The sequence below is a fragment of the Flavihumibacter stibioxidans genome (genome assembly GCF_014332695.1).
In the GTDB taxonomy this organism is placed as follows: Bacteria; Bacteroidota; Bacteroidia; order Chitinophagales; family Chitinophagaceae; genus Flavihumibacter; species Flavihumibacter stibioxidans.
The window spans coordinates 1,456,220-1,479,819 of sequence record NZ_MBUA01000001.1; the positions used below are offsets into that span (position 1 = coordinate 1,456,220).

Consider the following 23,600-nt stretch of genomic DNA (forward strand, 5'->3'; position numbering starts at 1 on the left):
ACATGGCACTATGGGTGCGCCTGATAAATAAATCGTTGAGGAAAGTTGCGGGTAGCTCCACTAATTTAATGAAAAAAAATGATTCCGGTTTTTAAACCTTCTTCGCAAATGGTAGTTTTATTTAATGTTGCGTTCCCAACTCAACACCAGTTCATCATTAAACCTAAGCGTAATGAAGAAAACTCTTTTATTCACAGCGATCAGCCAGGCAGTGCTGGTCTTTACCGGATGTAAAACAACCCACACGCCCGCTGTCACAGGGGACAATAGTATGACATCCCTTGACTGGAGCGGAACTTATTCCGGCATCCTGCCCTGTGCAGATTGCGATGGAATTGAAACCCTGGTCCAGCTCAACCCCGACAAAACCTACACCCTTAAAAGGAAGTACCTGGGAAAATCGGACAAAGTGTATTCCGGCTCCGGCACTTTCAGCTGGAATAAAGAAGGAAGTCGGATAACCCTGTCGGGTGACAAACCCGGTATCTACCAGGTGGGCGAAAACAAACTGGTTCATCTCGATGGGGACGGGAATAAAATAACCGGCCAACTCGCCGAAAAATATTTGCTCATGAAACAGTTGAACGGACTCACAGAAAAATACTGGAAGCTTACCGAACTGATGGGCAAACCCGTTACGAAATCAGCCACTATGGCGCGGGAACCTCACCTGATCCTGCGTACGGAGGGAAACCGCGTAAATGCACATGGTGGCTGTAATTCCCTCATGGGTACTTATGAACTAATGCCGGAAAACAGGATCAGTTTCGGCCAGATGGCCGGAACCCTGATGGCCTGTCCTGATATGACGGTAGAGGACCAGCTGAAAAAAGTACTGGAAATGGCGGATAATTATAACCTGGATGGCGACAAACTGGTGCTGAACCGTGCAAAAATGGCGCCTCTTGCCAGGTTTGAAGCGGTTTACCTGAGATAATATCTAATTACCCGCAATTACACACATGATTTTCGTTGTGATAACCACTGTTAATGGTCATAACGCATGATGATTATGCTTATATGTGATTTGGGTCACACAGGCCCTTTGGGTTGATTATTAGCTTTAACAAGCTGTTAATTAAAGGACAGTTTCCTAAAACTCGACGATTATGAAAAAGTTATTATCACTATCAGTGCTGGCTTTTTTACCCGTACTGCTTTTTTCCCAGGTGGGCCATATCATGCAGGGAATTGGTGCCCATAACATGTCTATGGGCGGTGCTGCCACAGGTCAGCCACTTGATATCAATGGTGCGTTGAACTGGAACCCCGCAGGAATATCAGCCTTTAACAAAAAAATATTCTCCGCCAATGCTGGTTTGTTCTTTTCTTCTCCGGAATTATCATCCACAGTACCTACCGAAGAAGGCCCCTTCAGCGGAGTTACAAAGGATGACCGCGGTGTGTCTGTGATGCCTGCACTCGCTATGGTATGGGGTAAAGAAAACAGCAAGCATACATTTGGCGTGTCAGCTTTCGGTATCAGTGGATTTGGGGTAACCTTCCCTGAAAACATGAACAACCCGATCAATATGCCACAGCAATACGGTGGTTTTGGCCGGCTTCAGTCCGACTACATGCTGATGCAGGTGGGCTTTACCTATGCTTACGAAGTTTCAGACAAGTTTTCCATCGGTATCGCACCCACTTTTAACTATGGTGCACTTGAACTTGAACCCAATCCCCTGGCATCACCTGATCCTGAAAAGGGCTATCCCATCAGCGATAAAGCAGGTGCACTCGGATTTGGCAGTCAGGTGGGCGTATTCTATAATTCGGGAATGGGACTGAAACTGGGTGCTTCCTATAAAACACAGCAGTTCTTTGGTGAAATGGATTTTGAAAACACTTACCTGGATGGAAGCAGGGCGCCCAATGTAAAATTCAAAATGAATTATCCGGCTATATTATCAGTAGGTGTAGGTTACTCCAAAGATATGTTTGATGTGGCAGTGGACTACCGGTATGTCGACTACAAAAACACAGATGGATTCTCTGAAAAGGGCTGGACACAAACAGCTTCTGTAAAAGGATTTGGCTGGGAAAATATTTCAATTGTATCAGCCGGCATCCAATATAAGGGAATCAGCAAGTTCCCACTGAGGGCGGGTTATACATTCAGCTCCAACCCGATCAAGGAAGAACTGGCTTTCTTCTCAACCCCGGCAACCGCCGTTATTAAACACGCCTTCCAGTTTGGATTTGGCTATGAGATCTCCGACCGCTTCACCCTCAATGCCGCCTACCACCATGGTACCAGCTCAGGGGAAACAAGTGGTCCATTACTCCACCCAATGATGATCAGTTCATCCAACCCTTACGGTGCGATCCCGAACAGCAATGTTTCTTATAAGATGAGTACCGACCTGGTCATGCTGGGAATTAACTATTCTTTCTGACAGATATTTCAAGGTCACGATAGCACAACAAAATGGCTGGGTGAATATCCCAGCCATTTGCATTTTATATTTCCCCGTACTGAAAATTCCTGCAGTTGCAGGTGGATTAAAGTATATCCAATACCATGCTGCCCAGAGGGGAGCCGGTCAGGACTTCAGGTTCGGTCTCGCTCTTTTTGGCAGGAACAGCCTCCTGCGGAGCCTGTTGGGATTCGCATTTCACAACAAGTTTCAGATCCAGGCTTCTTCTTTCCATTAATGGGATGGAGCCTCCTGAAAAGACGCTACACAGGAGTAATAAAAGCTGTATGGAAAAAAGGCGAAGCATTGGAATAGGTTTAATGTTTCGGTTTAATGTTTGCAGTTTTCGGTAACCTGGTCGAGCATATTTTTGGCCAGCAGGATGGTATCCTCATCAATGTTTTTTAAAGCCCTTTTTCGGTTATTGTTAACCACCGGCTGCATGTCCCGAAGTGTTCCTTTTCCCTTATCCGTTACCGTTAGCTTTGCCATCCGCCTGTCTGTCTGGTGAACTGTTCTCTCCAGGTAGCCGGCTTTAACCAGCAACTCAATGATACGGGTTACAGATGCATTGTCCTTGAACACCATCCCGGCAAGATCCTGTTGCTTTATTCCGGGATTCTCCAGTAAAGCCTTCATCACCAGCCACTGGTCGATGGTAATATCAAAACCATGGTCCCTGAGCTGCTTCTGGGCATACTGCCGATAGGTACGGATGGCCTTGTCGATACTATAAAAAATGACATCATTTAATTTACCGGCTACAGGAACTTTGCTTGACATTTCAATAATTGATATATCAAATATATCAAAAAAAATAAACCTGCCAAAAAAAATTACCGTTTTAACAGTGCCCGAAATTGAAAGGGTGAATCACCTGACTGCGACAGCTATCTTCGAATCTGCTGTGCCGTAATACAGGAACCACCTGCCTTTGAATGGAACCAGCCCTTCCAGGAAACAGACATTGTTGACCTGGCCGGTGATTTCAAAAGGACGGTCGGGTTTGAAAAAATAATTTTCTGAGCGGTCAATTACCTTCATGGGTTCATTCGGGTCCAGCAAAACCTGGCCGGCAGCATAGGTTCCGGCCGGCAGGGAGGTATCACCATGTTTCGGGCTGTTCCTGCTATTGTAGAGGAAGATGATTCCCTTTTCAGTCAGCATAGCCGGGGGACCCGGTTCCACCAGATCACTGTCAAATTTCCCTTTGCGTGGGGCGAAAACAATTTTAAATGCTTCGTGCTTATTGGTGGAATCATATTGTTTCCTGGCAGGATCTGTTTCCGGCACGGGCACCCAGTCGGTCAGGTTGTCTGAAGTTGCGGCGTAGATATTCGAATCACCCCAGTACATCCAGTATTTGCCGTTGATTTTTGTGGCCACCAGCCTGTCTCCTTCCTGCTTTGTTATGATGGCGCCTGACTTAGACCAAAGGTTGACATACTTCCCTCCTTCTGCATTCTTAAATACAGAACCATGTTTGGTCCAGTTGACAAGGTCCGTTGAACTGGCAATAAAGAGGCGGGCAGTGCTGCCATCATAAGTTGTGTAGGTCATGAAATAGCGACCGGTTTCATCTTCCACGATCCTCGGGTCTTCACAACCGCCTTCCCATTCATACTGTTTGTATTCGTCCTCCGCCGGAAACAAAACCGGGGTCTCCCGGCGGGTAAAATGCAATCCATCAGTACTCTCGGCAAGCCCTATGCGCGAAGTGCCCGCAAACCGGCCAATGGTATCTTCCGCACGATACAGGAGGTACACTTTGCCATCTTTTACCACGGCAGCGGGGTTGAACACATCTTTGTTCTCCCAGGGAATGGTCTTCTTCCAGATGGGGTCAGGAAAACTATCATTATTGGGAACAAGGCAGGGATTTACCGTATCATCTTTTACAAATCCTGTCAGCATCCATGTATCATCAGCAACCTGTTTACAGGATGGCTGGAACAAGATCATACCGAAAGAAAACAAACCCAGCAGATATTTTTTCATCTCGTAAAAATTAAAGCAATTAGGGCTCCGGTTCCCCGGAGCCCATTCACTCTTGACTATTCACCATTAACCCTGATCACCGGCAGGGACTTCTCCCTCACCAGCTTGTTGAAGGTATCAAGGTCTTCGGTTCTGATCTTTTTCAGCCTTGCCAATTCTGCATCACATTGCCTGGCCAGTTCCGCATACACTTCGCGGGACTGCTTACTTGGCGCCATATTGCCACTATTGGCAGTATTGAATACACCCGCCAGTTTATCATTTAAACGGATGGGAAAATTCAGCACATCCTGGAAACTCTTAGCCTTTGTCTGGTACAATGCTTCCTCAGTAGATGTCAGCTGCTTCTTAATGCTGTCTGCCAAAGCCTTCACTTCCTTCGGACAATCCTTACCCTGCCTGGTCACAAAATCGGTTAACTGTGTTCTCAGGGAACGGATATCCTTAATGCCTTTCTGCACATCATTGAATTTGCCCTGTACCTCACGCAGGAAACTGAACTGGGCTTCGTAGTCGGACTGTGTTATCTTATAATTGGGATCAGCCTTTAATACAAAAGGCACTTCTGCGGAATCCTTGCCAACCCTTATCCTGGCAAAATAATTTCCGGGAGCAGCAGTTATGGAACCCGGAACACCATTCCAAAGGATCATACCATCTATTCGCTCACCTGCGGGATACTGAAGATCCCACACGAACTGGTTCAGGCCTGCTTCGAGCTCCAGTTTATTCTCTTTTGATTTGGTTGAAAATTCCTTCACCAGCTTTTTGTCTTTGTCGAAGATCGTTAGGGAAGCGCCTGATGTATCGGCCACCGGCATCCCGGACGCCAGGAAATTGATTACCACACCCGAGGGAGGATTGGCGCCGGCATTAACGGGAGCAGCACCGCGGAATCGGCGGCGCCCGCCGCCGGATACCATACGCCACGCATCGTTCACAGGGTACACATGCAGTCTCTTATTCACCAGTGATGCATCATACTGCTGCACCATGGTTAGATCATCAATCATCCAGAAAGCACGCCCCTGGGTGGCTGCAATGAGATCATTCTCCTTAATGGTAAGATCCGTAATGGGCACTACCGGCAGGTTCAGCTGGAAGGGCCTCCAGTTGGCGCCATCGTCGTAACTGATGTACATGCCATACTCCGTTCCCGCATACAGCAACCCATCGCGTTTGTGGTCCGCGCGCATTACACGGGTGAAATGACGGTTGTCAATACCGCGCGTAATTAATGTCCAGCTCTTGCCATAATCCGTGGTCTTATAAATATAGGGAGTGAAGTCATCGAGTTTGTAGCGGGTGCCGGTTATGTACGCCACTCCTTTTTTCGACGGATGGGTTTCAATGGCATTCCACATGATCCACTTCGGTGCATTGGCAGGTGTTACATTGTCCCAGTTCTTGCCACCATCCCTGCTAATATGCACCAGGCCATCATCGGAACCTGTCCAGAGCAGGTCTTTTTCCAGTGCACTTTCAGCAGCCGTGAAAATGGTACAATAGTATTCAACGGAAGTGTTATCCTTGGTGATAGGGCCGCCACTGGGTCCCTGTTTGCTTTTATCATTGGTGGTCAGGTCCGGTGAGATCTGTTCCCAACTGGCACCCTCATTTTCAGTAACAAACAAAGCATTGCCTGCGCAATACAAACGTTTAGGGTTATGCGGGGAAAAGAAGATCGGGAAATTCCACTGGAAACGATACTTCAATACATCGGCACCTGCACCCATCGGGTTGTCAGGCCAAACCGAAATAGCGCGGTTCTCGCCGGTCCGGTGATCTAACCTCGACAGGTAACCGCCGTAGTTTCCGCCGTAAACGATATCCGGATTCAGCGGATCGGCTACGACATAACCGCTTTCCGAACCTGCCGTTTCCTCCCAGTCGCGGTCGGTAATGGCAGCACCATAAGTCCTGTGTTTGATCCGGAAAGTAGAGTTATCCTGCTGTGCACCCAGGATGCGATAAGGGAAACTGTTATCCGTGCTTACCCGGTAGATCTGCGATGTAGGCTGGTTGTGCATGGTACTCCAACTGTTACCTCCGTCATAACTCACCTGTGCGCCGCCATCATCGGCTACGATCATGCGCCGTCCGTCTTCCGGATCGATCCAGAGATCATGGTGGTCGCTGTGGGGGGTGCCCACACCCTGGAAGGTCTTACCGCCATCACGGCTTACCATGAATCCTACATTGGGTGCGTAAACCAGGTTCTCATTTTTCGGATCCACAAACACCTTGGTATAATACCAGGCGCGCTGGCGGATATTGTTGTCACTGCTCTGCAATGTCCAGCTTTTACCCGCATCCTGGCTCGCATACAGTCCGCCGTTAGCATTCTCCATTATGGCATATACTTTATCAGGGTTGGATGGCGCAACAGCTACGCCCACAATACCCCAAACACCAGATGGCAGTCCTTTCGCCGCAGTAATATTCTTCCAGGTTTCGCCTCCGTCGGTGCTCTTCCAGAGTCCGCTGCCTTCACCGCCGCTTTCCAGGCTATGGGGCGTGCGGATCAGTCGCCATGTTCCGGCATAAAAGACCTGCGGATTGCCGGGTTCCATTACCAGGTCAGATGCCCCGGTCTGGTTGTTCACAAACAGTGTCCTTTTCCAGGTCTTGCCGCCGTCAACGGTTTTGTACACCCCGCGTTCTTCATTGGGTCCGAACAGGTGACCCATCACTGCCACCCATACAATATCAGGATTTCGCGGATGGATCACCACGCGGATAATATGCCTGCCGTCTTTCAGCCCGATATTGCGCCAGGTGCGGCCCGCGTCATCGCTCCGCCACATGCCACCCAGGCCTTCGGCCACATTTCCGCGCATGGTGTTCTCCCCTTCGCCCACATAAATCACATTCTCATCCGATGGAGCCACAGCAACCGCTCCCATGGTACCGCCAAAATATTTATCCGAGATATTTTTCCAGTTGTTGCCGCCATCTGTTGTTTTCCAGACGCCTCCGCCAGTTGCCCCCATATAGAAGGTCTGGCGGTTTTTATAGGATCCTGCTACAGCAGCCGATCTTCCCCCGCGCCAGGGCCCGATCAGCCGGTAACCTGTCTGGGAAAAAAGCAGTGAATCGGTGGTGGAAATGGCCGGAGCAGAAGCCGGGGCCTGCTTCTTTTTTTGTGCCACCATGCCCAGGGCCGGCAGCAACAGTGCTACCAAGAGTAACTTTCGCATATGCTTATAAGTGTTAGTCCTATGAAGATAATAAAAAAGCCACCTCAGGCACCTCGCCTTACTCTTTCCCTTTTTTTGCTTCCACCTTCACACCTTCCTTCACCATGGCTGCTCTTACCTTGTCAGCATATTGTTTACCAATAGCAGCATGTGTTGCCTGCGCATCCCTGACCTGTTGTTTCACCACGCCGATTCTTTCCAGTTGCAGGTTGCTGGGACCGGCTTCCTGGGTGCAAATGGCCATATAAATTTCGCCCAGCCTTTCCCTCAGTTGCTCCTCGTCGGCGAAAATGGATTTCTGTTTGGTGGCCAGTAATCCTGCCCTGAGTTTCTCCAGTTCCGATTCATAGGCCTTCAACTGCTTTTTAACTTTCCCGCTCTTCAGCCTGGGCTCATTGTCGCGCAGTAATTTCTGTTCATCATTAACTGCACTGATCAATCCGTTCAGTTCCTGCTGCATGCCGTACAGTTCCATGGCTGCTTTGTGCTGGGCCTCCCTGTCAGCCATAGTGAAGGAATGGTTGGAGCTGTCATGCACCAACACAAGCCGGTCAGTATATTCCTTATTACCCACTTTTAATTTCATGGTATATGTACCAGGCAATACCAACGGTGCCGTATAAGCGCCATAATCCATTTTCACGCCTCCCGCCACTGCCTTATTGGGTGTCATTCTTAAATTCCAGGCAACTTTGTTGATGCCCTTCCTTTTGGTACCGGGTATGCTTTGTACCAGTGTTCCGGCAGCATCATAGATCTCCAGTTTCACATCTCCGCTCATCACCCTGTCTTTCAGGTAATACTGTATCGGTGGAATACCGGCGGCATTGTTTGTAACCCAGCCACCAGTTGCGGGAAAGCCGCCACTGCCGTATTTGCCTGTATTGATGGCAATGGGCTTGCTGTCGAAAATATGTACTTCTTTATTTAAAATATCGGGGGTAAGTGCCCGCATCGGACTGATGTCATCCACCACAATAACGCCTCTTCCATGGGTTCCGATCACCAGATCATGCGTTTCAGGATGTATTACGATGTCCCTGACCAATGAATAATCCGGGATATTATTCTTCATCCGGAACCACTCACGACCACCATTAACCGAAGCAAACAAACCCATCTCAGTTCCCAGGAACAATAGTTCGCGGTTCACCAGGTCTTCCTTCACCTTGTGTGCAAAACCGGTGAATTCACTGCTGTTGAACATGGTCCAGGTTTTGCCCATATCGGTGGATTTTGCCACATAGGTTTTGTGGTCGCCGTACATGTGGTTGTCAAAGCTGGCGTATACAGTATTTCGATCAAAGCGGGATGGCTCCACGCTGCTTACCCAGGTCTGTGGCGGTACACCGCTGAGCGCGATGTAAGCCGCTACATTGGTCCAGGTTTCCCCCCCGTCGGTAGTGTATTGCAGGTTGCCGTCATCGGTTCCCACCCAGATGAGTTTTTCGTCAAGTGGTGATTCCGCTATCGTGAAAATAGTGGTATGATTTTCTGCAGAAGTGTTATCGGCACTTAGTCCGCCGCTGTTCTCCTGCTCCTGTTTCTTTTTATCATTGGTTGTGAGGTCGGGTGAAATACGGGTCCAGTTGGTTCCCTTGTCGGTGCTCCTGAAGAGATATTGCGCACCGGTGTAAAGGTTACCCGGATTGGCAGCGCCAACATGGATGGGCGTATTCCAGTTCCAACGAAGTTTGGCTTCGTTGGCACCTGCCTGTGGTTTGATGTTTACACTTTTGAATGTCTTCAGGTTAACCCGACCCATGGTTCCTCCCTGTGCTTCGGCATAGGCAATATTCGGATCAGCAGGATCAGGAACGGTCCAGAATCCGTCGCCGCCATAGATCGCCTGCCAGTCGCCGTTGCCCACCCCGCCTGGCTTTGCAGAGGGTGCCACCCAACTGCCATTATCCTGCAGTCCGCCATAAATGCGGTAGGGCTGCTGGTTGTCTACAGCCACATGATAGAACTGACCAACCGGAAGATTGCTGAGGAAGATGAAAGTCGCACCACGGTCGAGACTGACATACATGCCGCCGTCTGTACCCAGGTACATCTGGTTGGTATTGGCCGGGTTGATCCAAAGGGCATGGTGATCGGAATGAACCCATCCGCCTTCATTACTGGCGTCGGCAAAGGAATACCCGCCATCATCGCTGTACGAAAAACTGTAAGCAGGCCGATAAACCCTTTTGGCTTCTTTCGGATCCACTACCAGGGTGCTGAAATAAAACGGTCGTGATACCACATTCATGGTGGCACTCTGCTGTTTCCAGTTTTCACCGCCATCTGCAGAGATATAGAGTTTGGTTTCCGCCGCTTCCACGATGGCGATCAGGTTATTCGGGGCACTGGGCGCCAGGGCCAGGGCTGTTCGGCCAAAGGGCTTTGACGGCAAACCATTCGTAAGCTCCTTCCAGGTTTTACCGCCATCAAGACTTTTAAAGATGCCGGATCCGGGGCCACCGGAATTAAACAGGTAAGGCAGGCGACGGAACTCCCAGGTGGTGGCATAAACGATATCCGGATTATTGGGGTCAACGGATACATCCGCACAGCCTGCTTTTTCAGAAATAAACAGGATTTTATCCCAGGTCTTGCCCCCGTCCACAGATTTATACAGTCCGCGGTGTTTGCTCTCACCCCAAAGCGGACCCGGCGCCGCGACATAAATGTTTTTTGAATTCTTCGGATCGATTACAATTTTGGCAATGTGCTCGGTACTGTCCAGTCCCACCCTGGTCCAGTTATCACCCGCATCTGTACTGCGATAAAGGCCGTTGCCGATGGAAACGGAATTGCGCATATTGCTTTCCCCGGTTCCCGCAAAAACAGTCCGGGGATTTTGCTGGTCGATAGCGATGGCCCCAATGCTCTGGCAGAATTTATCGAATATGGGTTTGAAAGAGGCCCCGGCATTGGTAGATTTCCAGATACCTCCGCCGGCTGTTCCTACATAAAGTGTTTTGCCGTCGGCATTCACGCCTTCGATGGACGTGATCCTTCCACTCATGGTGCCAGGCCCCAGCCAGCGGGCTTCCATGGTACCGAATGTAGCGGATGATACAGTTGTTTGGGCCACAGCAGTGATGCCCGCGAGTATTCCTGCAACCAGTATGACAACCGGGCGCAACTGAAAACTTTTCATCTAAGTGTAGTTTTGGTCAGAAAGAAATAAGCCCGGAACAGGTTCCGGGCTCTTGATTTTGCAGTAATTATTTTGCCGGTTTAAATACTTCCGGTGAAACGGTCTTGTTGATCTCCACCTTGCTCAGGACCATATCGGCATTCATGCCGGGGCCACCCAGCGGTATATTCACCGTCATGGGAATGGATATGCCTTCGGGCAGTTTCTGGTAATTGCTGTAACTGGTGGTCATTTCAAATTCCTGCCCATTTATAGATTGTTTGGAGGTTGATTTGAGCAGAAGATAACTGGCAGGATCAATGAAATAGGTTGTTTCCTTTCCTCCTTTCAAAACCATTTTCACCTTGTGGCATTCCGTACCTTCCACATCTTCCTTGCCCAGGTATTCAACGGCATGTCCCTTTGCCTTGTAATCAACCAGCGCGCCCTGGGTATCCAGTTCGTCGGCGCCTTTTTTTACCTGCTCCTCCGTCATTGGCTCAACGGTTGTTTTTCCCTGAACCGGCATATACATCCAGCCTTCGGTGGGTGTCATGATTACATAGTTACTCTGACCCATGATGGTAAGGTCCTGGCGGGAACCGGTATTGTGTACCGCAGTAACTACCACGTTGATATCAATGCCCTGGAAGGAGATCAGGCCTTCGGACACAACTGATTTCACTTTCCTCCAGTTTTCCTTTCCGCCGATGGCTTCGATGTGTTTGTCAACCACCTCATCGGCTGTTTGTGCATAAGAACTGATGCCGCCCAGCAGGGCAGCGCCTAAAATGGCGAGTTTAACTGACTTCATTGGTTTTAATTGTGTGGTTTAATGGTATTTGTGTGTGTTTATTCAGGTTTGTACAGTTTGGGATCTACCGGCTTATTCACCTCGATCTTTTCATAGATGGTATTTCCTCCCATTCCGTTGCGTTTTACGGAAAAAGGAAAAATAAATCCGTCTGCATTCTTGGCATAATCGGAATAATCGGTAACGACCTCAGCGCCGCCCGCACCGCCCGGCCCACTGCCGCCACGGCGTGCCTGTCCGGCCTGGGCACCCTGTCCGGGACCGCCGGGACCGCCGCCCATGCGACCGCCCATTAAGCCCCCGGTCCTTACATCACGAACAATATACCAGGTAGCAGGGTCGATAAAGTAGGTAATATCACTGCCGGTATTGAGGATGAGTTTGATCTTATAACATTCCTTCCCTTCAACGGATTCCTTGCCAAGCAATTCTGCCTTATGTCCCTTGGCAGCATAGTCAACTAACGGTCCCGCACAGTCGAGCTCAGCCTGGGCAGCTTTCACCCTTTGCTCGGGAATTGGCTCAAACTTACCGCCATTGCGGGGATTGGAGGCCCATCCCTCCTTGTCGGTCAGCAACATCGAAAAACTTCCCATCCCGAAATTGATCTCGGTACGCAACAGTTCCCTGTTCACTTTGGTCATTTTTGAATTGATCTCATTACCGTTCTGCATAACCGAAACGCCTTCCATGTACACCGACCTGATCGATTTCAGTTTTTCCTTTCCTCCCATCGCGTTTTCATAATTGCTGATAATTTCCTCCACCGTCTGGGCCTGTACTGTTAAAAACCCAAGGACCAGGCAGGTGAAAATGGTTACAGCGATTCCTTTCGGCATAATGATTGATTTTATAGTCAAATGTATGGTCAATTATTGCTATTAGATGCGCTTTCAGCCAAATCATTACAGGTAAGCGGCGCTTTTTCCGCCTTTTAGTGGTTCTTGGGTATATTGCATTGATAACAAACCGAATATGGAAAAAATCATCCAGGGCAATATTGTTGATATCGCAGACCGGAATATCTACTTTGGTGAACTGCACCTGGCAGGTTCCCGTATAACGGCGGTGAAAAAACTTTCGGAGGGAATCAATACCGCTGCGCCTTATATCACCCCCGGATTCATTGATGCCCATGTGCACATCGAGAGTTCGATGCTGGTGCCTTCGGCCTTTGCGCGACTGGCGGTGGTTCACGGAACAACCGGCACCATCAGCGACCCGCATGAAATTGCCAATGTCTGCGGCATTGAAGGCGTTGAATACATGATTGAAAACGGCAGGTCGGTTCCCTTTAAATTTCATTTCGGTGCGCCAAGCTGCGTACCGGCCACCAGCTTTGAAACGGCCGGGGCCTCTATAGACGCGGAAGGCGTTCGCCGCCTCTTGCAAAGGGATGATATTTATTATTTGAGTGAGATGATGAATTTTCCCGGCGTGCTCCATGGCGACGATGAGGTCATGCAGAAGATCGCCGCCGCCCGGCAACTGGACAAGCCCGTTGATGGGCATGCACCTGGTTTAAGGGGTGCAGATGCAGCCGCTTATATTGCTGCCGGCATCAGCACCGACCATGAATGTTTTACACCCGAAGAAGCCCGTGAAAAACTGCAGCATGGCATGAAGATCCTGATCCGCGAAGGAAGTGCAGCCAGGAATTTCGAAGCACTGATCGGACTGCTGCATGAATACCCCGACCACATGATGTTCTGCTCCGATGACAAACATCCCGACAGCCTGGTAGCCGGACATATCAACCAGTTATGCGCCAGGGCAGTGGCACATGAAGTGGATGTTTTTAACGTGCTGAAAGCTGCCTGCCTGAATCCTGTGCTGCATTATAAAATGGATGTCGGTTGGCTGCGCGAAGGTGATTCCGCGGATTTTATTTTACTCGGTGACCTGGAACATTTTGATGTGCGCGAAACCTGGGTGAACGGTGAGATGGTTGCCCGGAACGGAAAGTCCCTGATACCACATATCCAGGCCGGAACTATCAACCGGTTCTCCTGCGAACCAAGGACAGTGGCGGATTTCAGGATACCGGCAGACCGCAGTCCGCAGCCTGCAATTGAAGCCCTGGAAGGCCAGCTGATCACCCATGCCATCCCGCTAAAAACCGAAGACCTGGTGGTAAAGGAGGAAGCCTTTCATTCGAATCCCAAAAAGGACCTGCTGAAACTCTGTGTGATTAACCGCTATTCCCCCGCTCCGGCAGCCCTCTGTTTCATAAAAAACTTCGGACTTAAAAAAGGAGCCATCGCCTCCTCTGTAGCCCATGACTCACACAATATCATTGCAGTTGGGGCAGATGATGAAAGTCTGTGTGAAGCAGTGAACCTGGTCATCGCCGAAAAGGGTGGCATCAGTTGCGTGGGACCAGACCAGTCGGCAGTATTGCCCTTACCGGTTGCCGGACTCATGAGTACCGACGACGGATATGAAGTGGCTGCTTCCTATACGAAAATTGATGCCATGGCCAAATCGCTGGGATCAACGCTGGTGGCGCCTTTCATGACCCTGTCGTTTATGGCCCTGCTGGTAATTCCGGAATTGAAACTAAGCGACAAAGGATTGTTTAACGGAACGAGTTTCCAATTCGAAAGCTGAGAATATGGATGCCCGGTCAACCAGTTTATTGATACAAAAAATCAGGGCCATCCACCCTGTAAGCGACAGCAGCATTTCCCTTTTACTGGGTAACATGAAAAGGATCCAACTCCGCAAAAACGACTGGCTGTTAAGAGAGGGGCAGGTCTGCAAAGAAGTGTTCTATGTAAACCAGGGACTTGTAAAAACCTACTTCAATAAGGATGGAAAGGACATCAACCTTCGGTTTACTATGGAGAATAATTTCCTTACGAATTTAAGAAGCCTGCGATCCGGTGAACCCACAGACATCAATATGCGGGCAATGGAGGCGGGTGAGATTTTTTCCATAGACAAAAACTGCCTGCTGGATCTGTACCAGACCGCCAATGACATAGCGCAGTTCGGCCGAAGCCTGCTGGAACTGCTGCTGGCAGAACAGGAAGACCTCAATAATATGTTCAGGTTACAAACGCCGGCGGAACGCTACCGCCATATTGAAAAACATCACCCGGACATACTGCAGCGGGTATCGCAGACCCAGCTTGCCTCCTGGCTGGGATTATCCCGGGAAACACTCAGCCGCATCCGGAAACAGCGCCCCCCGGTTTTGTGACATTTGACGCAGGTGCCACCTGAAATGTTTGTAGAGTTTTGCAGGCATTACTCATTTACAAACATTTTCAAATGGAAAACTATTCTTTGAACGCGGGCATTGTACGGGATTTTATGGATACAATCTGGAACAGGCGTGAATTTAACCAGTTGGGGCGATTCCTGCATCCGGACTTTGCTGATTTGTCCTTACCGCCAGGATTGCAGCCAGGCTGGCAGGGATTGCAGGACTGGATCAACACCACCAGTAAATCCTTTGAGCATTATTCGGTCATTGAAGAACAGGTCACGGAAGCAAACAGGTCTGTGATTCAGCTCACCATGAAAATGACACATATCGGGGAATGGAGGGGATTGCCCGCTACCGGTATCAGCCTGGTCGCCCGGGGCTTCCGGTATTTCAGGCTCGAATCAGGCCTGATCATAGAACACAGGGCCCTGATCGATGGCACTGCCATTGAGAAACGCCTCAGGGAGACTACATTATGATAACGCAGTAAGTGCCTGACGCCTCAACCGGAATTTTTACCGACAATTACCCCCTGTTTACCGGGAAGCCCGGGGCCTTCGCCTAACTATACTTGCGGCAGGTGTTGGATGCCCCTACTTTTGGTAAAAATTCAGCGTCATGGATGCACAAAATATACAAGAGGAAAATAAAAGTTACGGAGCAGGTTCGGGCCGGCGGGAATTTCGCAGGCAGGGCCGCAACAGGCAATGCATGAATAAAAACAGTTCGTCCATTTTCGGGATCGTACTGGTGGTCGTGGGCGGATTGATCATTGCCAGCCGGGCCGGACTCGGGATTCCATCCTGGGTGTTAAGCTGGCCCATGATACTCATTACTGTGGGACTGGTAGTGGGCATCAGCACCGGCTTTCGCAGGTCAGGATGGTTTGTTCCATTACTCATCGGACTGTTCTTTTTGCTGGATGATATCCTGCCCGGATTTTTCCCGCGTGAATATTTCTGGCCTGCCCTTTTAGTGGTTGGTGGCATACTGCTGATCTTCCGGCCATTCCGCAACAGGGGAGACTGGTTTACACCCCGTACGGAAAATGGTCCGCAGGCAGGCCAACAGTATGGTCAACAGGCAGACCAACAGTATAGCCAACAGGCAGGCACAACCGAAACCTGGCAATCAGGACAGGAAGATGCTACCGGCGGGTTTGGCAGTACCGGAACTTCTGCTGCCGGCCATTCCGCCAGCTACACCGGCATTGACGGCCTCAATGAAACCGCTGTCTTCGGCAATGTGCGTAAAATCCTGGTCACCAAAAATTTTTCCGGAGGTGAGGTCTCCGCGGTCTTCGGCAGTGCTGAAATCAACCTGCTGCAAACGGATTTCCAGCAGCCGCCCCATCTTGAACTGAATGCCGTATTCGGAAGCATAAAACTGGTTGTACCCTCCCACTGGCAGGTCAAATTCGAATCCAACGCCGTACTCGGTGGTATTGAAGACAAGCGGCCACGCCACACCATCTATTCCGACAAGGTCCTTTACCTGGAGGCCAACGCAGTATTTGGCGGCATACAGATCGAAAGCCACTGATCCGGTTCAGCCACTGATCCGGCTCCGCCACTGCAACCAACCATTAACCTTCCAACTCACCCACCATGCACTGGTTCATTGCAAAAATCGTTTACGAGATCGTCTGCGGCGATGGTGCGCATTGCCCGCAATTTGATGAACAGATCCGGCTTATATCGGCTCCTGACCACCGGGAGGCACTGACTACCGCCTCGGGAATCGGGCAGGCAGAGGCGCTTTCTTTTGAAAACCACCACCGGCAAATGGTTCAATGGAAATTCCTCGGCGTGTCAGAACTACTGCAACTCCAGCCGATGCAACATGGCGCCGAATTATATAGCTGTATCAAGGAGATTGATCATCCCGACGGTTACCGCAAAATGATTGGCAACAGGGTAAAACAACTCCACCAACACCTGCCACATGCCTACCATACCTTTCAATAACACCACCCTGAAAGTGCTCACGGGCATTTTCATATTCATGCTGTGGCAACTTAATTTCTTCAGCATCTGGTCAATGGGCTTTTCACTGCAGGTAAGCCTGACCGATTCGCTGGTAAATACCGCCCTGCTGGTATTGGCGAACCTGACCATCATGCAGATCTTCCAGTATTACCAGCCGCCCGCTTCGCGATTCTGGTTCACTTTTTCCGTAGCCATGGTCTTCGCCATATTACTTGTCATCATCGCACAGCTGATCCTGAAAAACATTCTTACTAACGATAAGGAATACACGATTTTCCTGAACAAGAGCACCTTTATCAGGATGGTGTTCTCCATGCTGATGACCGGGTGGATCCTGGTATTGAACCTGCTGTGGAATATGCTGGGAAGGGAGCGTGAAACCAAAAACCGCCGCGAGGAAACCATGGCGCTGGCAAGGGAAGCAGAACTTTTCAAACTGCGCCAGCAACTACAGCCCCACTTCCTGTTCAACAGCCTGAACTCAATCAATGCACTGGTGGTCAGCAGACCCCAGGAAGCCCGCCGGATGATTGAGCAGCTTTCCTCTTTTTTACGCGCTACGATCAACACCAGGGATAACCAACTGGTACCCCTGACCGAAGAAATGGAACAAATAGGCCGCTACCTGCAGATCGAAAAATTCCGTTTCGGCCACCGGCTTAACACCGTACTGGAAACCGATGAAAGCTGTGCCCATGCCGTCATTCCGCCGCTTTTGCTACAACCTTTGGTGGAGAACGCCATCAAGTTCGGCCTTTACGATACCATCGGTGAAGTGACCATCCGGATGAAGGCTGACTGCTTTGGCGGCTACCTGGATATTTCCGTTTCCAATCCTTTTGACCCGCAAACCAGCCAGGTAAACAAGGGCACAGGTTTTGGCCTGAACGGCCTCCAGCGCAGGTTGTATCTCCTGTTCGGGCGGTCAGACCTGTTGACAACCAGCACTTCAGGCAACCTGTTTATCACCACCGTAAAGATTCCCCAGAACTATGTTGAAAGCAATAATAATTGATGATGAACCATTGGCCTGCCAGATCGTGCAGGAATACCTCGCCTCCTGGCCGCAGGTTGAAGTAGTGAATATTTGCCACGATGGGTTTGAAGGATTCAAAGCCATCCAGCAACAAAAGCCCGACCTCTTATTTCTCGACATCCAGATGCCGAAGATCAATGGTTTCGAAATGCTGGAGCTGGTGGAGCACCCACCCGCCATCATATTCACCACCGCCTTTGATGAGTATGCAATCAAGGCATTTGACCATCACGCGGTGGATTACCTGCTGAAGCCATTTTCGCAGGACCGGTTCAATAAGGCCCTCGCCAAATTTACCGGTGGTCTTGCTGGCCAGTCCAATGCAATTTCCGGCCTTTCTTCTCCCTCTTCTTCTTCCCTTTCTTCCCTGCTGGAATCCACGGCCCTTTCGCCGCAACAGCAGAACCGGATCGTCATCAAGGACAACGGGAATATCAAGATCATCCCGATTGAGGACATCCATTTCCTGGAAGCTGCCGATGATTATGTAAAGGTCATCACAGCGGCGGGACAGTACCTGAAGAACCGCACCATGGCATCGCTGGAAAAACAGTTGCCGGCACAGGCATTTGTCCGGATTCACCGCTCCTATATCGTAAATGTCAGGGAGATCACGCAACTGCACGCCCACGACAAGGAAACCTATACGGCTGTGCTTCGTAACGGCAAACAATTGCCGGTAAGCAAGACGGGATATCCGAGATTAAGGACGGTGCTGGGGATGTAAATACTAACGGTGATCTCTCTACGCTTCTGTTCCCAGCCACATGGCGCCGCCAATGCTGTCGCGGCGGGCACCGGTTACGGAAGAAAGCACATTATATTCCTCGCGCCAGCGGAGAACCCCTATCAGGGCCATGATCACGGCCTCCTTGTATTCCACCAACTGGCGGTCCGGCACTTCCACTTCCAGGCCCAGCGGCTGCAATAATTCCCGGATCCGGCCCACCAGGAAATCATTCAGTGCGCCGCCACCGGTTACCAGCAGCTTTTGTCCGGCCGGGCTGATGCCTTCGCGGGCAGAAATCCTTTCGATATCCGATGCCAGTTGCATGGCAATATGTTCAGTAAAAGTTCGCAGCGCATCAGCTGTTGGCAGGTTAAGTTCATTTACCATGGGGTAAACCAGGTCGGTTCCAAAATCATTGGCCAGGCTTTTCGGGTAGTCCATACTGTAATAGTCAAGCCGCCCGAGGTCTGCCAGCAGGGGCTCATACAGTTTTCCGGAGGATGCCAGTTTTCCACCCTCATCAAAAGCCAGTTTTTCTTTTGCGGCAAGCATGTTCAATACGCGGTTGGCCGGACAAACATCGTAGGCGTAATATTGGCCGTTGTTGCGGAAGGAAAGGTTGGCGATTCCCCCGATATTCAACAGGAATCCATAATCGCCCAGCAGCAGTTTTTCCCCGATGGGAACGATGGGTGCACCCTGTCCGCCAAAAGCAACATCCAGTGCCCGCAGGTCACTTATGACCGGCAGTCCTGTTTCGGCTGCAATAGCCGCGCCGTCGCCCAGCTGGCCTGTCATGCTCCGCAGCGGCATATGAAAAGTAGTATGGCCGTGGGAAGCGATCATGTCGACCTTATGTTCCAGTTGGTATTCGGAGATAAAGCGATTCACTTCCTGACCGATATAATGACCGTAATCGGCATGTAAGAGCATATAATCCAGGGCCGGAAGGTTAACAGCATCCCGCAGCCTGGCTTCCCATTCTTCACTGTAGGGATAACAGTCTGCCTGCTTGATTTCCATCGACCACTTGCCACCGGTTTCCAGGAAATGAACATAGGCAATATCCAATCCGTCGAGCGAACTGCCACTCATCAGTCCTATTGCTTTATACACCATGGGAAAAAATGTTTTTGTTATAACTGCCTGCAGTTTAGATTTGTTGGGCGGGTGCAAATTACAACGAATGCTTTCCGCAGAAAAATTGGAATCATGGTGGTAAATTTAAGCAAGCATTATTCGCTGTTAAGCGACTGGATCAGCGAGATCAGGAATGTTGATGTACAGAATGACCGGATGCGTTTCCGTCGCAACCTGGAGCGCATTGGCGAAGTGGCGGCTTATGAAATCAGCAGGACCCTGCCCTTTGAACAGGTGGAAACCCAGACACCGCTGGGGACTTCCAACAGTAAATTGCTGCAATATCAACCCGTACTGGCCACTATCCTGCGGGCAGGGATGCCCTTACACGCGGGACTGCTTAATTATTTCGACAAAGCTGACAATGCCTTTATTTCCGCCTATCGCAAGCACCACCCGGATGGCAGTTTCGAGATCAGTATGGAATATATTTCCTGCCCCGACCTCGAAGACCGCATTCTGATCATTGCCGACCCCATGCTGGCCACGGGGGCATCACTTGTAAAAACCATCCAGTTCCTCCGCGAAGAGGGCAAACCCAGGGAAATACATATTGTTTGCGCTATTGCATGTACGGTAGGAATTGAGTATGTTCACCGCAGTGAACCAAATGTAAAGATCTGGTGCGGGGCCATTGACGAAGAATTAACTGCCAAAGGATATATCGTTCCGGGGCTCGGGGATGCCGGGGACCTGGCATTTGGTAGTAAACAACAGGCCTGACGGCAGATTTTAAGCCTTGCCATTCGGCATTTTTTTATATTTTACCGGACCTATGTTGAAAATTCTTACTGGTATATTATTATTGATGGGAACCTGTGCAGCACCTGTACTCGCACAAGACCCGCATTTCTCGCAGTTTTTCGCCTCTCCCCTAACGCTGAACCCGGCCTATACCGGTAAGTTCAACGGACAACTTCGTGTGGCCGGAAATTACCGCGACCAGTGGCCTGCCATCAGTAAGGCTTTTGTTACCTCAACTATTTCCCTCGACGCCCCTCTTATGAAGGGCCGTCTCAATAACATGGATACCTGGGGCATTGGTGGTATGGCGATGACCGATCGCACCGCAAACGGTATTCTCACCGCCAATTACCTGGCTTTTTCAACTGCCTACCATAAAGCCCTTGATGAGGACGGATTTCACCAGCTCGGACTGGGATTCCAGGGTGTTTATTCCAATAAAAGACTGGACGGATCACAACTGAATTTCGAAAGCGAACTGGCCCTGGACGGCACCTGGACCAATCCCAGCGGCGAAGCGATTGATGGCAGCCGGATCAATGTCAGTTATCTTGGTGTGAATGCCGGTGTGCTTTACAGTGGTTCCACGAATGGTGATGATAATTTTTATGTTGGCGCATCTGTGTACCATATCAACCGGCCAAAGGAGAATTTCACCAACGGATTTTATACCCTGCAACCCAGGGTAAGTGTTCACGGCGGGGGATATCTTCCTGTCGGACAAACCACCACCCTGCATTTATCCGCACAGCACAGCAGGCAGGCAGGTGCATTTGAAACCGTTGTCGGCGGCGCCATCGCCTTTAACCTGAATGATGATTTTGACCGCCCGACCAGCTTTTATGCAGGTTCCTGGATGCGTATGGGTGATGCCCTGATCCCCTATCTCGGCTTTGAATGGGCGGATTTCCGTTTAGGCGCCACCTACGATATGAATACCAGCAGCCTTAAGACCGCATCCCAAAAACGCGGCGGCATTGAAATTTCACTGATCTATATCAAACGTCCGTCAGACGGGGGGAAGGACATTCCCTGCCCGAAATTCTAACTGCTGACACTCGCGCCGGAGGTACTCCACATTGGTAACGATATTGAACAAATGATGTATCCCATAACAGAGATACACATACGCAGTTCCTCCCCTTCGGTACATGATTTAAAGGATTTTACCAATCAGCAGTCGGGCCATCTCCACCACATCAGCCCCTTCAAAAAAGGAAAGCGGTAACTTTGTCATCTTTATTCCGGCTGTCTAGGCTCAAAGTAATAAATTTAGGCGCTCAAACATCATTACTATTGCTCAAAGAGATCATCATAGCCATTGAATCCTATTTCAAGGCACACCAGTTTATCCGCCAGCACAATCTCTGGCGCTGGATTATCATACCAGGTATCATTTATATGCTCCTCTTCATGGCGGGCATGTATTTCTTCCTTATTTCCAGCAATTCGGCGGTTAACTACCTCAGCAACCTGATTGGAATCGACAACTGGCTGCAGCAGCAGAAAAGCCCCCTGCTCAGTTTTATTTTCATGATGGGCAATATCATGGTAAGATTACTGCTGGTATTCTTTTATTTCTCGCTGTTCAAATATCTTTTTCTCATCATAGGATCGCCTATTCTTGCCTATCTGAGTGAAAAAACAGAATCCATCCTCGAAGGGCGTGATTTCCCTTTCAGCTTTCCGCAACTGATGAAGGATATTGTGCGCGGTATCAGGCTGGCCCTGCGCAACATGCTCTGGCAAACAGTGTACACCATATCGATCCTGATACTTTCCTTTATCCCGGTCCTGGGTTGGATCAGCCCCATGTTATCGCTTTTCACCGAATGTTACTATTATGGGTTTTCCATGATGGACTATAGTTGTGAGAGAAGAAAAATGTCGCCTGCAGAAAGCGTCCGCTTCATCAGTGACCACAAAGGGCTTGCTATCGGGAACGGATTGTTGTTTTACCTGATGCATGCCGTTCCGGTAATTGGCTGGATACTGGCGCCCACCTATGCGGTGGTGGCAGCCACCCTCAGTCTGCGTCAACTTAAAAATTAATCACCATGGCCAGCAGCGCACTGGGATCAGTTTACCTGATTCCAACTTTCCTTGATGAAAATAATCTGCAGACAATTCCGCCCTATGTGCTGGATGCAGTAAAAGAATGCCAGGTATTCTTCGTGGAGAACGAACGCAGTGCCCGGCGCTACCTGAAGCTGCTCTGGAAGGAGATGGTGATCGACAATTACGAGTGGTTTACCATCCACAAGGCGGAACAGGAAGTGCGCGACCATTTCAGGCAGCAATTACAAAGGGGCAAGACCATTGGTATCATCAGCGAAGCGGGTTGTCCGGGTGTAGCAGATCCCGGGCAGTTGTTGGTGGCTACGGCGCAGGAAATGGGCGCATCGGTGAAACCGCTGGTGGGGCCGAGTTCCATCCTGCTGGCCCTGATGGCCAGTGGCATGAACGGGCAGGAATTCCGTTTCAACGGCTACCTACCCATTGATGCCGCGCAGCGCAACAAAATGCTGAAGGACCTTGAAGCCGAATCTTCCCGCACTGGAGGTACACAGATCTTTATTGAAACGCCCTACCGCAATAACCAGCTCATTGAAGCGCTGGTTACCCAACTGAAGCCAACCTCACGTTTATGCATAGCCGTGGACCTGACCGGCCCGCAGGAATTTATCAGGACCCGCAGCATCCGCGACTGGCAAAAAAATAAGCCGGACATTCATAAACGTCCGGCGATATTCCTGGTGAATGGTCAATAAGTCAATGGTCAATGGGCGGCCTTCGGAGAAATAACTTTCTCCCCCGGTTCTCCTTTCATCGACATGATGCTGTCCACGATGTATTTGGTATTTCCGCGCCAGGGAAGGGCTCCGAAAAACTCTTTATAATGCAGTTCGAATTCCTTGCCGCTGTTGCTCATCAGGGTCTCAGCAATGTTTTTGTCCACAATGGAAAACTCAAATTCATTGGATTGGATGGCACTTCCCAGTCCGCCCCGAAATCCGCTCTGGATCAGCTTTCCCTCATAGGTTTTGAATATATAACCCTTTCTCACCACAAAGTTCAGCTCACCGGCCTTCACTCCTTCGCCAAACACGTAATAGAAGCGCCAGTAAAATGCCGCCGCCCCGATCACAAGCAGGGAAATGACGAGAATCGATAAAAATCTTCCCATAG

23 protein-coding genes are annotated in these 23,600 nt (G+C 50.0%); 13 read left to right on the plus strand and 10 right to left on the minus strand.

What is annotated here, in order from left to right:
- Positions 1-172 precede the first annotated feature (172 nt).
- Positions 173-937, plus strand: coding sequence for a copper resistance protein NlpE N-terminal domain-containing protein (locus BC349_RS06185; protein WP_187255842.1), 765 nt, complete (start codon positions 173-175; stop codon positions 935-937).
- Positions 938-1,109: 172 nt separating this feature from the next.
- Positions 1,110-2,399: an OmpP1/FadL family transporter gene (locus BC349_RS06190; protein WP_187255843.1), complete on the plus strand. Its 1,290-nt coding sequence runs from the start codon at positions 1,110-1,112 to the stop codon at positions 2,397-2,399.
- 106 nt (positions 2,400-2,505) lie between these two features.
- Here the strand turns inward: BC349_RS06190 and BC349_RS06195 are convergent, their stop codons facing one another.
- The 7 genes from BC349_RS06195 to BC349_RS06225 form a co-directional block, all read right to left on the minus strand.
- Entirely contained in the window at positions 2,506-2,727 is a 222-nt protein-coding gene (locus tag BC349_RS06195; protein ID WP_187255844.1) for a hypothetical protein, read from the minus strand.
- 23 nt (positions 2,728-2,750) lie between these two features.
- Positions 2,751-3,203 (minus strand): MarR family winged helix-turn-helix transcriptional regulator, encoded by a 453-nt coding sequence (locus tag BC349_RS06200; protein WP_187255845.1) that lies wholly within the window; start codon positions 3,201-3,203, stop codon positions 2,751-2,753.
- A gap of 90 nt (positions 3,204-3,293) precedes the next feature.
- On the minus strand, positions 3,294-4,418 hold the full coding sequence (locus BC349_RS06205) for a glycoside hydrolase family 130 protein (RefSeq protein WP_187255846.1): 1,125 nt from the start codon (positions 4,416-4,418) through the stop codon (positions 3,294-3,296).
- A 56-nt stretch (positions 4,419-4,474) separates the two neighbouring features.
- On the minus strand, positions 4,475-7,618 hold the full coding sequence (locus tag BC349_RS06210) for a WD40/YVTN/BNR-like repeat-containing protein (RefSeq protein ID WP_187255847.1): 3,144 nt from the start codon (positions 7,616-7,618) through the stop codon (positions 4,475-4,477).
- Between the two features lie 58 nt (positions 7,619-7,676).
- Positions 7,677-10,766 (minus strand): VPS10 domain-containing protein, encoded by a 3,090-nt coding sequence (locus BC349_RS06215; protein WP_187255848.1) that lies wholly within the window; start codon positions 10,764-10,766, stop codon positions 7,677-7,679.
- Between the two features lie 67 nt (positions 10,767-10,833).
- The gene (locus BC349_RS06220; protein WP_187255849.1) at positions 10,834-11,559 is read right to left on the minus strand and encodes a LolA-like protein; all 726 of its coding nucleotides are present in this window, start codon (positions 11,557-11,559) and stop codon (positions 10,834-10,836) included.
- A gap of 38 nt (positions 11,560-11,597) precedes the next feature.
- Positions 11,598-12,398, minus strand: a complete 801-nt coding sequence (locus BC349_RS06225) for a hypothetical protein (RefSeq protein ID WP_187255850.1) — start codon at positions 12,396-12,398, stop codon at positions 11,598-11,600.
- A gap of 136 nt (positions 12,399-12,534) precedes the next feature.
- Here BC349_RS06225 and ade point away from each other — a divergent pair, with 136 nt between their 5' ends.
- The 7 genes from ade (at position 12,535) to BC349_RS06260 (ending at position 18,524) form a co-directional block, all read left to right on the plus strand.
- Complete coding sequence (ade, locus tag BC349_RS06230; RefSeq protein ID WP_187255851.1) at positions 12,535-14,169, plus strand: adenine deaminase; 1,635 nt, start codon at positions 12,535-12,537, stop codon at positions 14,167-14,169.
- 4 nt (positions 14,170-14,173) lie between these two features.
- Positions 14,174-14,764 carry a Crp/Fnr family transcriptional regulator gene (locus BC349_RS06235; RefSeq protein ID WP_187255852.1) on the plus strand — a complete coding sequence of 197 codons (591 nt, stop codon included), beginning with the start codon at positions 14,174-14,176 and terminating at the stop codon, positions 14,762-14,764.
- A gap of 71 nt (positions 14,765-14,835) precedes the next feature.
- Complete coding sequence (locus BC349_RS06240) at positions 14,836-15,252, plus strand: ester cyclase (RefSeq protein ID WP_187255853.1); 417 nt, start codon at positions 14,836-14,838, stop codon at positions 15,250-15,252.
- A gap of 139 nt (positions 15,253-15,391) precedes the next feature.
- Positions 15,392-16,315 carry a LiaF transmembrane domain-containing protein gene (locus BC349_RS06245; RefSeq protein WP_187255854.1) on the plus strand — a complete coding sequence of 308 codons (924 nt, stop codon included), beginning with the start codon at positions 15,392-15,394 and terminating at the stop codon, positions 16,313-16,315.
- A 65-nt stretch (positions 16,316-16,380) separates the two neighbouring features.
- Positions 16,381-16,740 (plus strand): DUF4288 domain-containing protein, encoded by a 360-nt coding sequence (locus tag BC349_RS06250; RefSeq protein ID WP_187255855.1) that lies wholly within the window; start codon positions 16,381-16,383, stop codon positions 16,738-16,740.
- Positions 16,718-17,776: a sensor histidine kinase gene (locus tag BC349_RS06255; protein ID WP_187255856.1), complete on the plus strand. Its 1,059-nt coding sequence runs from the start codon at positions 16,718-16,720 to the stop codon at positions 17,774-17,776. The genes BC349_RS06250 and BC349_RS06255 overlap by 23 nt, the downstream gene beginning before the upstream one ends.
- Positions 17,754-18,524 (plus strand): LytR/AlgR family response regulator transcription factor, encoded by a 771-nt coding sequence (locus BC349_RS06260; RefSeq protein WP_187255857.1) that lies wholly within the window; start codon positions 17,754-17,756, stop codon positions 18,522-18,524. Before BC349_RS06255 ends, BC349_RS06260 begins: the two co-directional genes overlap by 23 nt.
- 18 nt (positions 18,525-18,542) lie before the next feature.
- Here the strand turns inward: BC349_RS06260 and BC349_RS06265 are convergent, their stop codons facing one another.
- Entirely contained in the window at positions 18,543-19,646 is a 1,104-nt protein-coding gene (locus BC349_RS06265; protein ID WP_187255858.1) for an anhydro-N-acetylmuramic acid kinase, read from the minus strand.
- A gap of 93 nt (positions 19,647-19,739) precedes the next feature.
- Here BC349_RS06265 and upp point away from each other — a divergent pair, with 93 nt between their 5' ends.
- Positions 19,740-20,390 (plus strand): uracil phosphoribosyltransferase, encoded by a 651-nt coding sequence (upp, locus tag BC349_RS06270; RefSeq protein WP_187255859.1) that lies wholly within the window; start codon positions 19,740-19,742, stop codon positions 20,388-20,390.
- A 52-nt stretch (positions 20,391-20,442) separates the two neighbouring features.
- Positions 20,443-21,459 (plus strand): PorP/SprF family type IX secretion system membrane protein, encoded by a 1,017-nt coding sequence (locus tag BC349_RS06275; protein WP_187255860.1) that lies wholly within the window; start codon positions 20,443-20,445, stop codon positions 21,457-21,459.
- Here BC349_RS06275 and BC349_RS20155 read toward each other — a convergent pair.
- Entirely contained in the window at positions 21,421-21,564 is a 144-nt protein-coding gene (locus tag BC349_RS20155; RefSeq protein ID WP_343063655.1) for a DNA-3-methyladenine glycosylase, read from the minus strand. The genes BC349_RS06275 and BC349_RS20155 overlap by 39 nt on opposite strands.
- Positions 21,565-21,707: 143 nt before the next feature.
- Here BC349_RS20155 and BC349_RS06285 point away from each other — a divergent pair, with 143 nt between their 5' ends.
- Together BC349_RS06285 and BC349_RS06290 are read left to right on the plus strand one after the other, a co-directional pair.
- Complete coding sequence (locus BC349_RS06285; protein WP_187255861.1) at positions 21,708-22,463, plus strand: EI24 domain-containing protein; 756 nt, start codon at positions 21,708-21,710, stop codon at positions 22,461-22,463.
- Between the two features lie 5 nt (positions 22,464-22,468).
- Positions 22,469-23,182 (plus strand): SAM-dependent methyltransferase, encoded by a 714-nt coding sequence (locus BC349_RS06290; protein WP_187255862.1) that lies wholly within the window; start codon positions 22,469-22,471, stop codon positions 23,180-23,182.
- Between the two features lie 8 nt (positions 23,183-23,190).
- Here BC349_RS06290 and BC349_RS06295 read toward each other — a convergent pair whose 3' ends face one another.
- On the minus strand, positions 23,191-23,598 hold the full coding sequence (locus tag BC349_RS06295; protein WP_187255863.1) for a hypothetical protein: 408 nt from the start codon (positions 23,596-23,598) through the stop codon (positions 23,191-23,193).
- Positions 23,599-23,600 lie beyond the last annotated feature (2 nt).

Excerpts from the sequence above, each read along its gene's own strand:
- BC349_RS06185 (WP_187255842.1), top strand. The coding sequence starts at position 173 with ATGAAGAAAACTCTTTTATTCACAGCGATCAGCCAGGCAGTGCTGGTC.
- BC349_RS06190 (WP_187255843.1), top strand. The coding sequence starts at position 1,110 with ATGAAAAAGTTATTATCACTATCAGTGCTGGCTTTTTTACCCGTACTG.
- BC349_RS06195 (WP_187255844.1), bottom strand. The coding sequence starts at position 2,727 with ATGCTTCGCCTTTTTTCCATACAGCTTTTATTACTCCTGTGTAGCGTC.
- BC349_RS06200 (WP_187255845.1), bottom strand. The coding sequence starts at position 3,203 with ATGTCAAGCAAAGTTCCTGTAGCCGGTAAATTAAATGATGTCATTTTT.
- BC349_RS06205 (WP_187255846.1), bottom strand. The coding sequence starts at position 4,418 with ATGAAAAAATATCTGCTGGGTTTGTTTTCTTTCGGTATGATCTTGTTC.
- BC349_RS06210 (WP_187255847.1), bottom strand. The coding sequence starts at position 7,618 with ATGCGAAAGTTACTCTTGGTAGCACTGTTGCTGCCGGCCCTGGGCATG.
- BC349_RS06215 (WP_187255848.1), bottom strand. The coding sequence starts at position 10,766 with ATGAAAAGTTTTCAGTTGCGCCCGGTTGTCATACTGGTTGCAGGAATA.
- BC349_RS06220 (WP_187255849.1), bottom strand. The coding sequence starts at position 11,559 with ATGAAGTCAGTTAAACTCGCCATTTTAGGCGCTGCCCTGCTGGGCGGC.
- BC349_RS06225 (WP_187255850.1), bottom strand. The coding sequence starts at position 12,398 with ATGCCGAAAGGAATCGCTGTAACCATTTTCACCTGCCTGGTCCTTGGG.
- ade (WP_187255851.1), top strand. The coding sequence starts at position 12,535 with ATGGAAAAAATCATCCAGGGCAATATTGTTGATATCGCAGACCGGAAT.
- BC349_RS06235 (WP_187255852.1), top strand. The coding sequence starts at position 14,174 with ATGGATGCCCGGTCAACCAGTTTATTGATACAAAAAATCAGGGCCATC.
- BC349_RS06240 (WP_187255853.1), top strand. The coding sequence starts at position 14,836 with ATGGAAAACTATTCTTTGAACGCGGGCATTGTACGGGATTTTATGGAT.
- BC349_RS06245 (WP_187255854.1), top strand. The coding sequence starts at position 15,392 with ATGGATGCACAAAATATACAAGAGGAAAATAAAAGTTACGGAGCAGGT.
- BC349_RS06250 (WP_187255855.1), top strand. The coding sequence starts at position 16,381 with ATGCACTGGTTCATTGCAAAAATCGTTTACGAGATCGTCTGCGGCGAT.
- BC349_RS06255 (WP_187255856.1), top strand. The coding sequence starts at position 16,718 with ATGCCTACCATACCTTTCAATAACACCACCCTGAAAGTGCTCACGGGC.
- BC349_RS06260 (WP_187255857.1), top strand. The coding sequence starts at position 17,754 with ATGTTGAAAGCAATAATAATTGATGATGAACCATTGGCCTGCCAGATC.
- BC349_RS06265 (WP_187255858.1), bottom strand. The coding sequence starts at position 19,646 with ATGGTGTATAAAGCAATAGGACTGATGAGTGGCAGTTCGCTCGACGGA.
- upp (WP_187255859.1), top strand. The coding sequence starts at position 19,740 with ATGGTGGTAAATTTAAGCAAGCATTATTCGCTGTTAAGCGACTGGATC.
- BC349_RS06275 (WP_187255860.1), top strand. The coding sequence starts at position 20,443 with ATGTTGAAAATTCTTACTGGTATATTATTATTGATGGGAACCTGTGCA.
- BC349_RS20155 (WP_343063655.1), bottom strand. The coding sequence starts at position 21,564 with ATGTACCGAAGGGGAGGAACTGCGTATGTGTATCTCTGTTATGGGATA.
- BC349_RS06290 (WP_187255862.1), top strand. The coding sequence starts at position 22,469 with ATGGCCAGCAGCGCACTGGGATCAGTTTACCTGATTCCAACTTTCCTT.
- BC349_RS06295 (WP_187255863.1), bottom strand. The coding sequence starts at position 23,598 with ATGGGAAGATTTTTATCGATTCTCGTCATTTCCCTGCTTGTGATCGGG.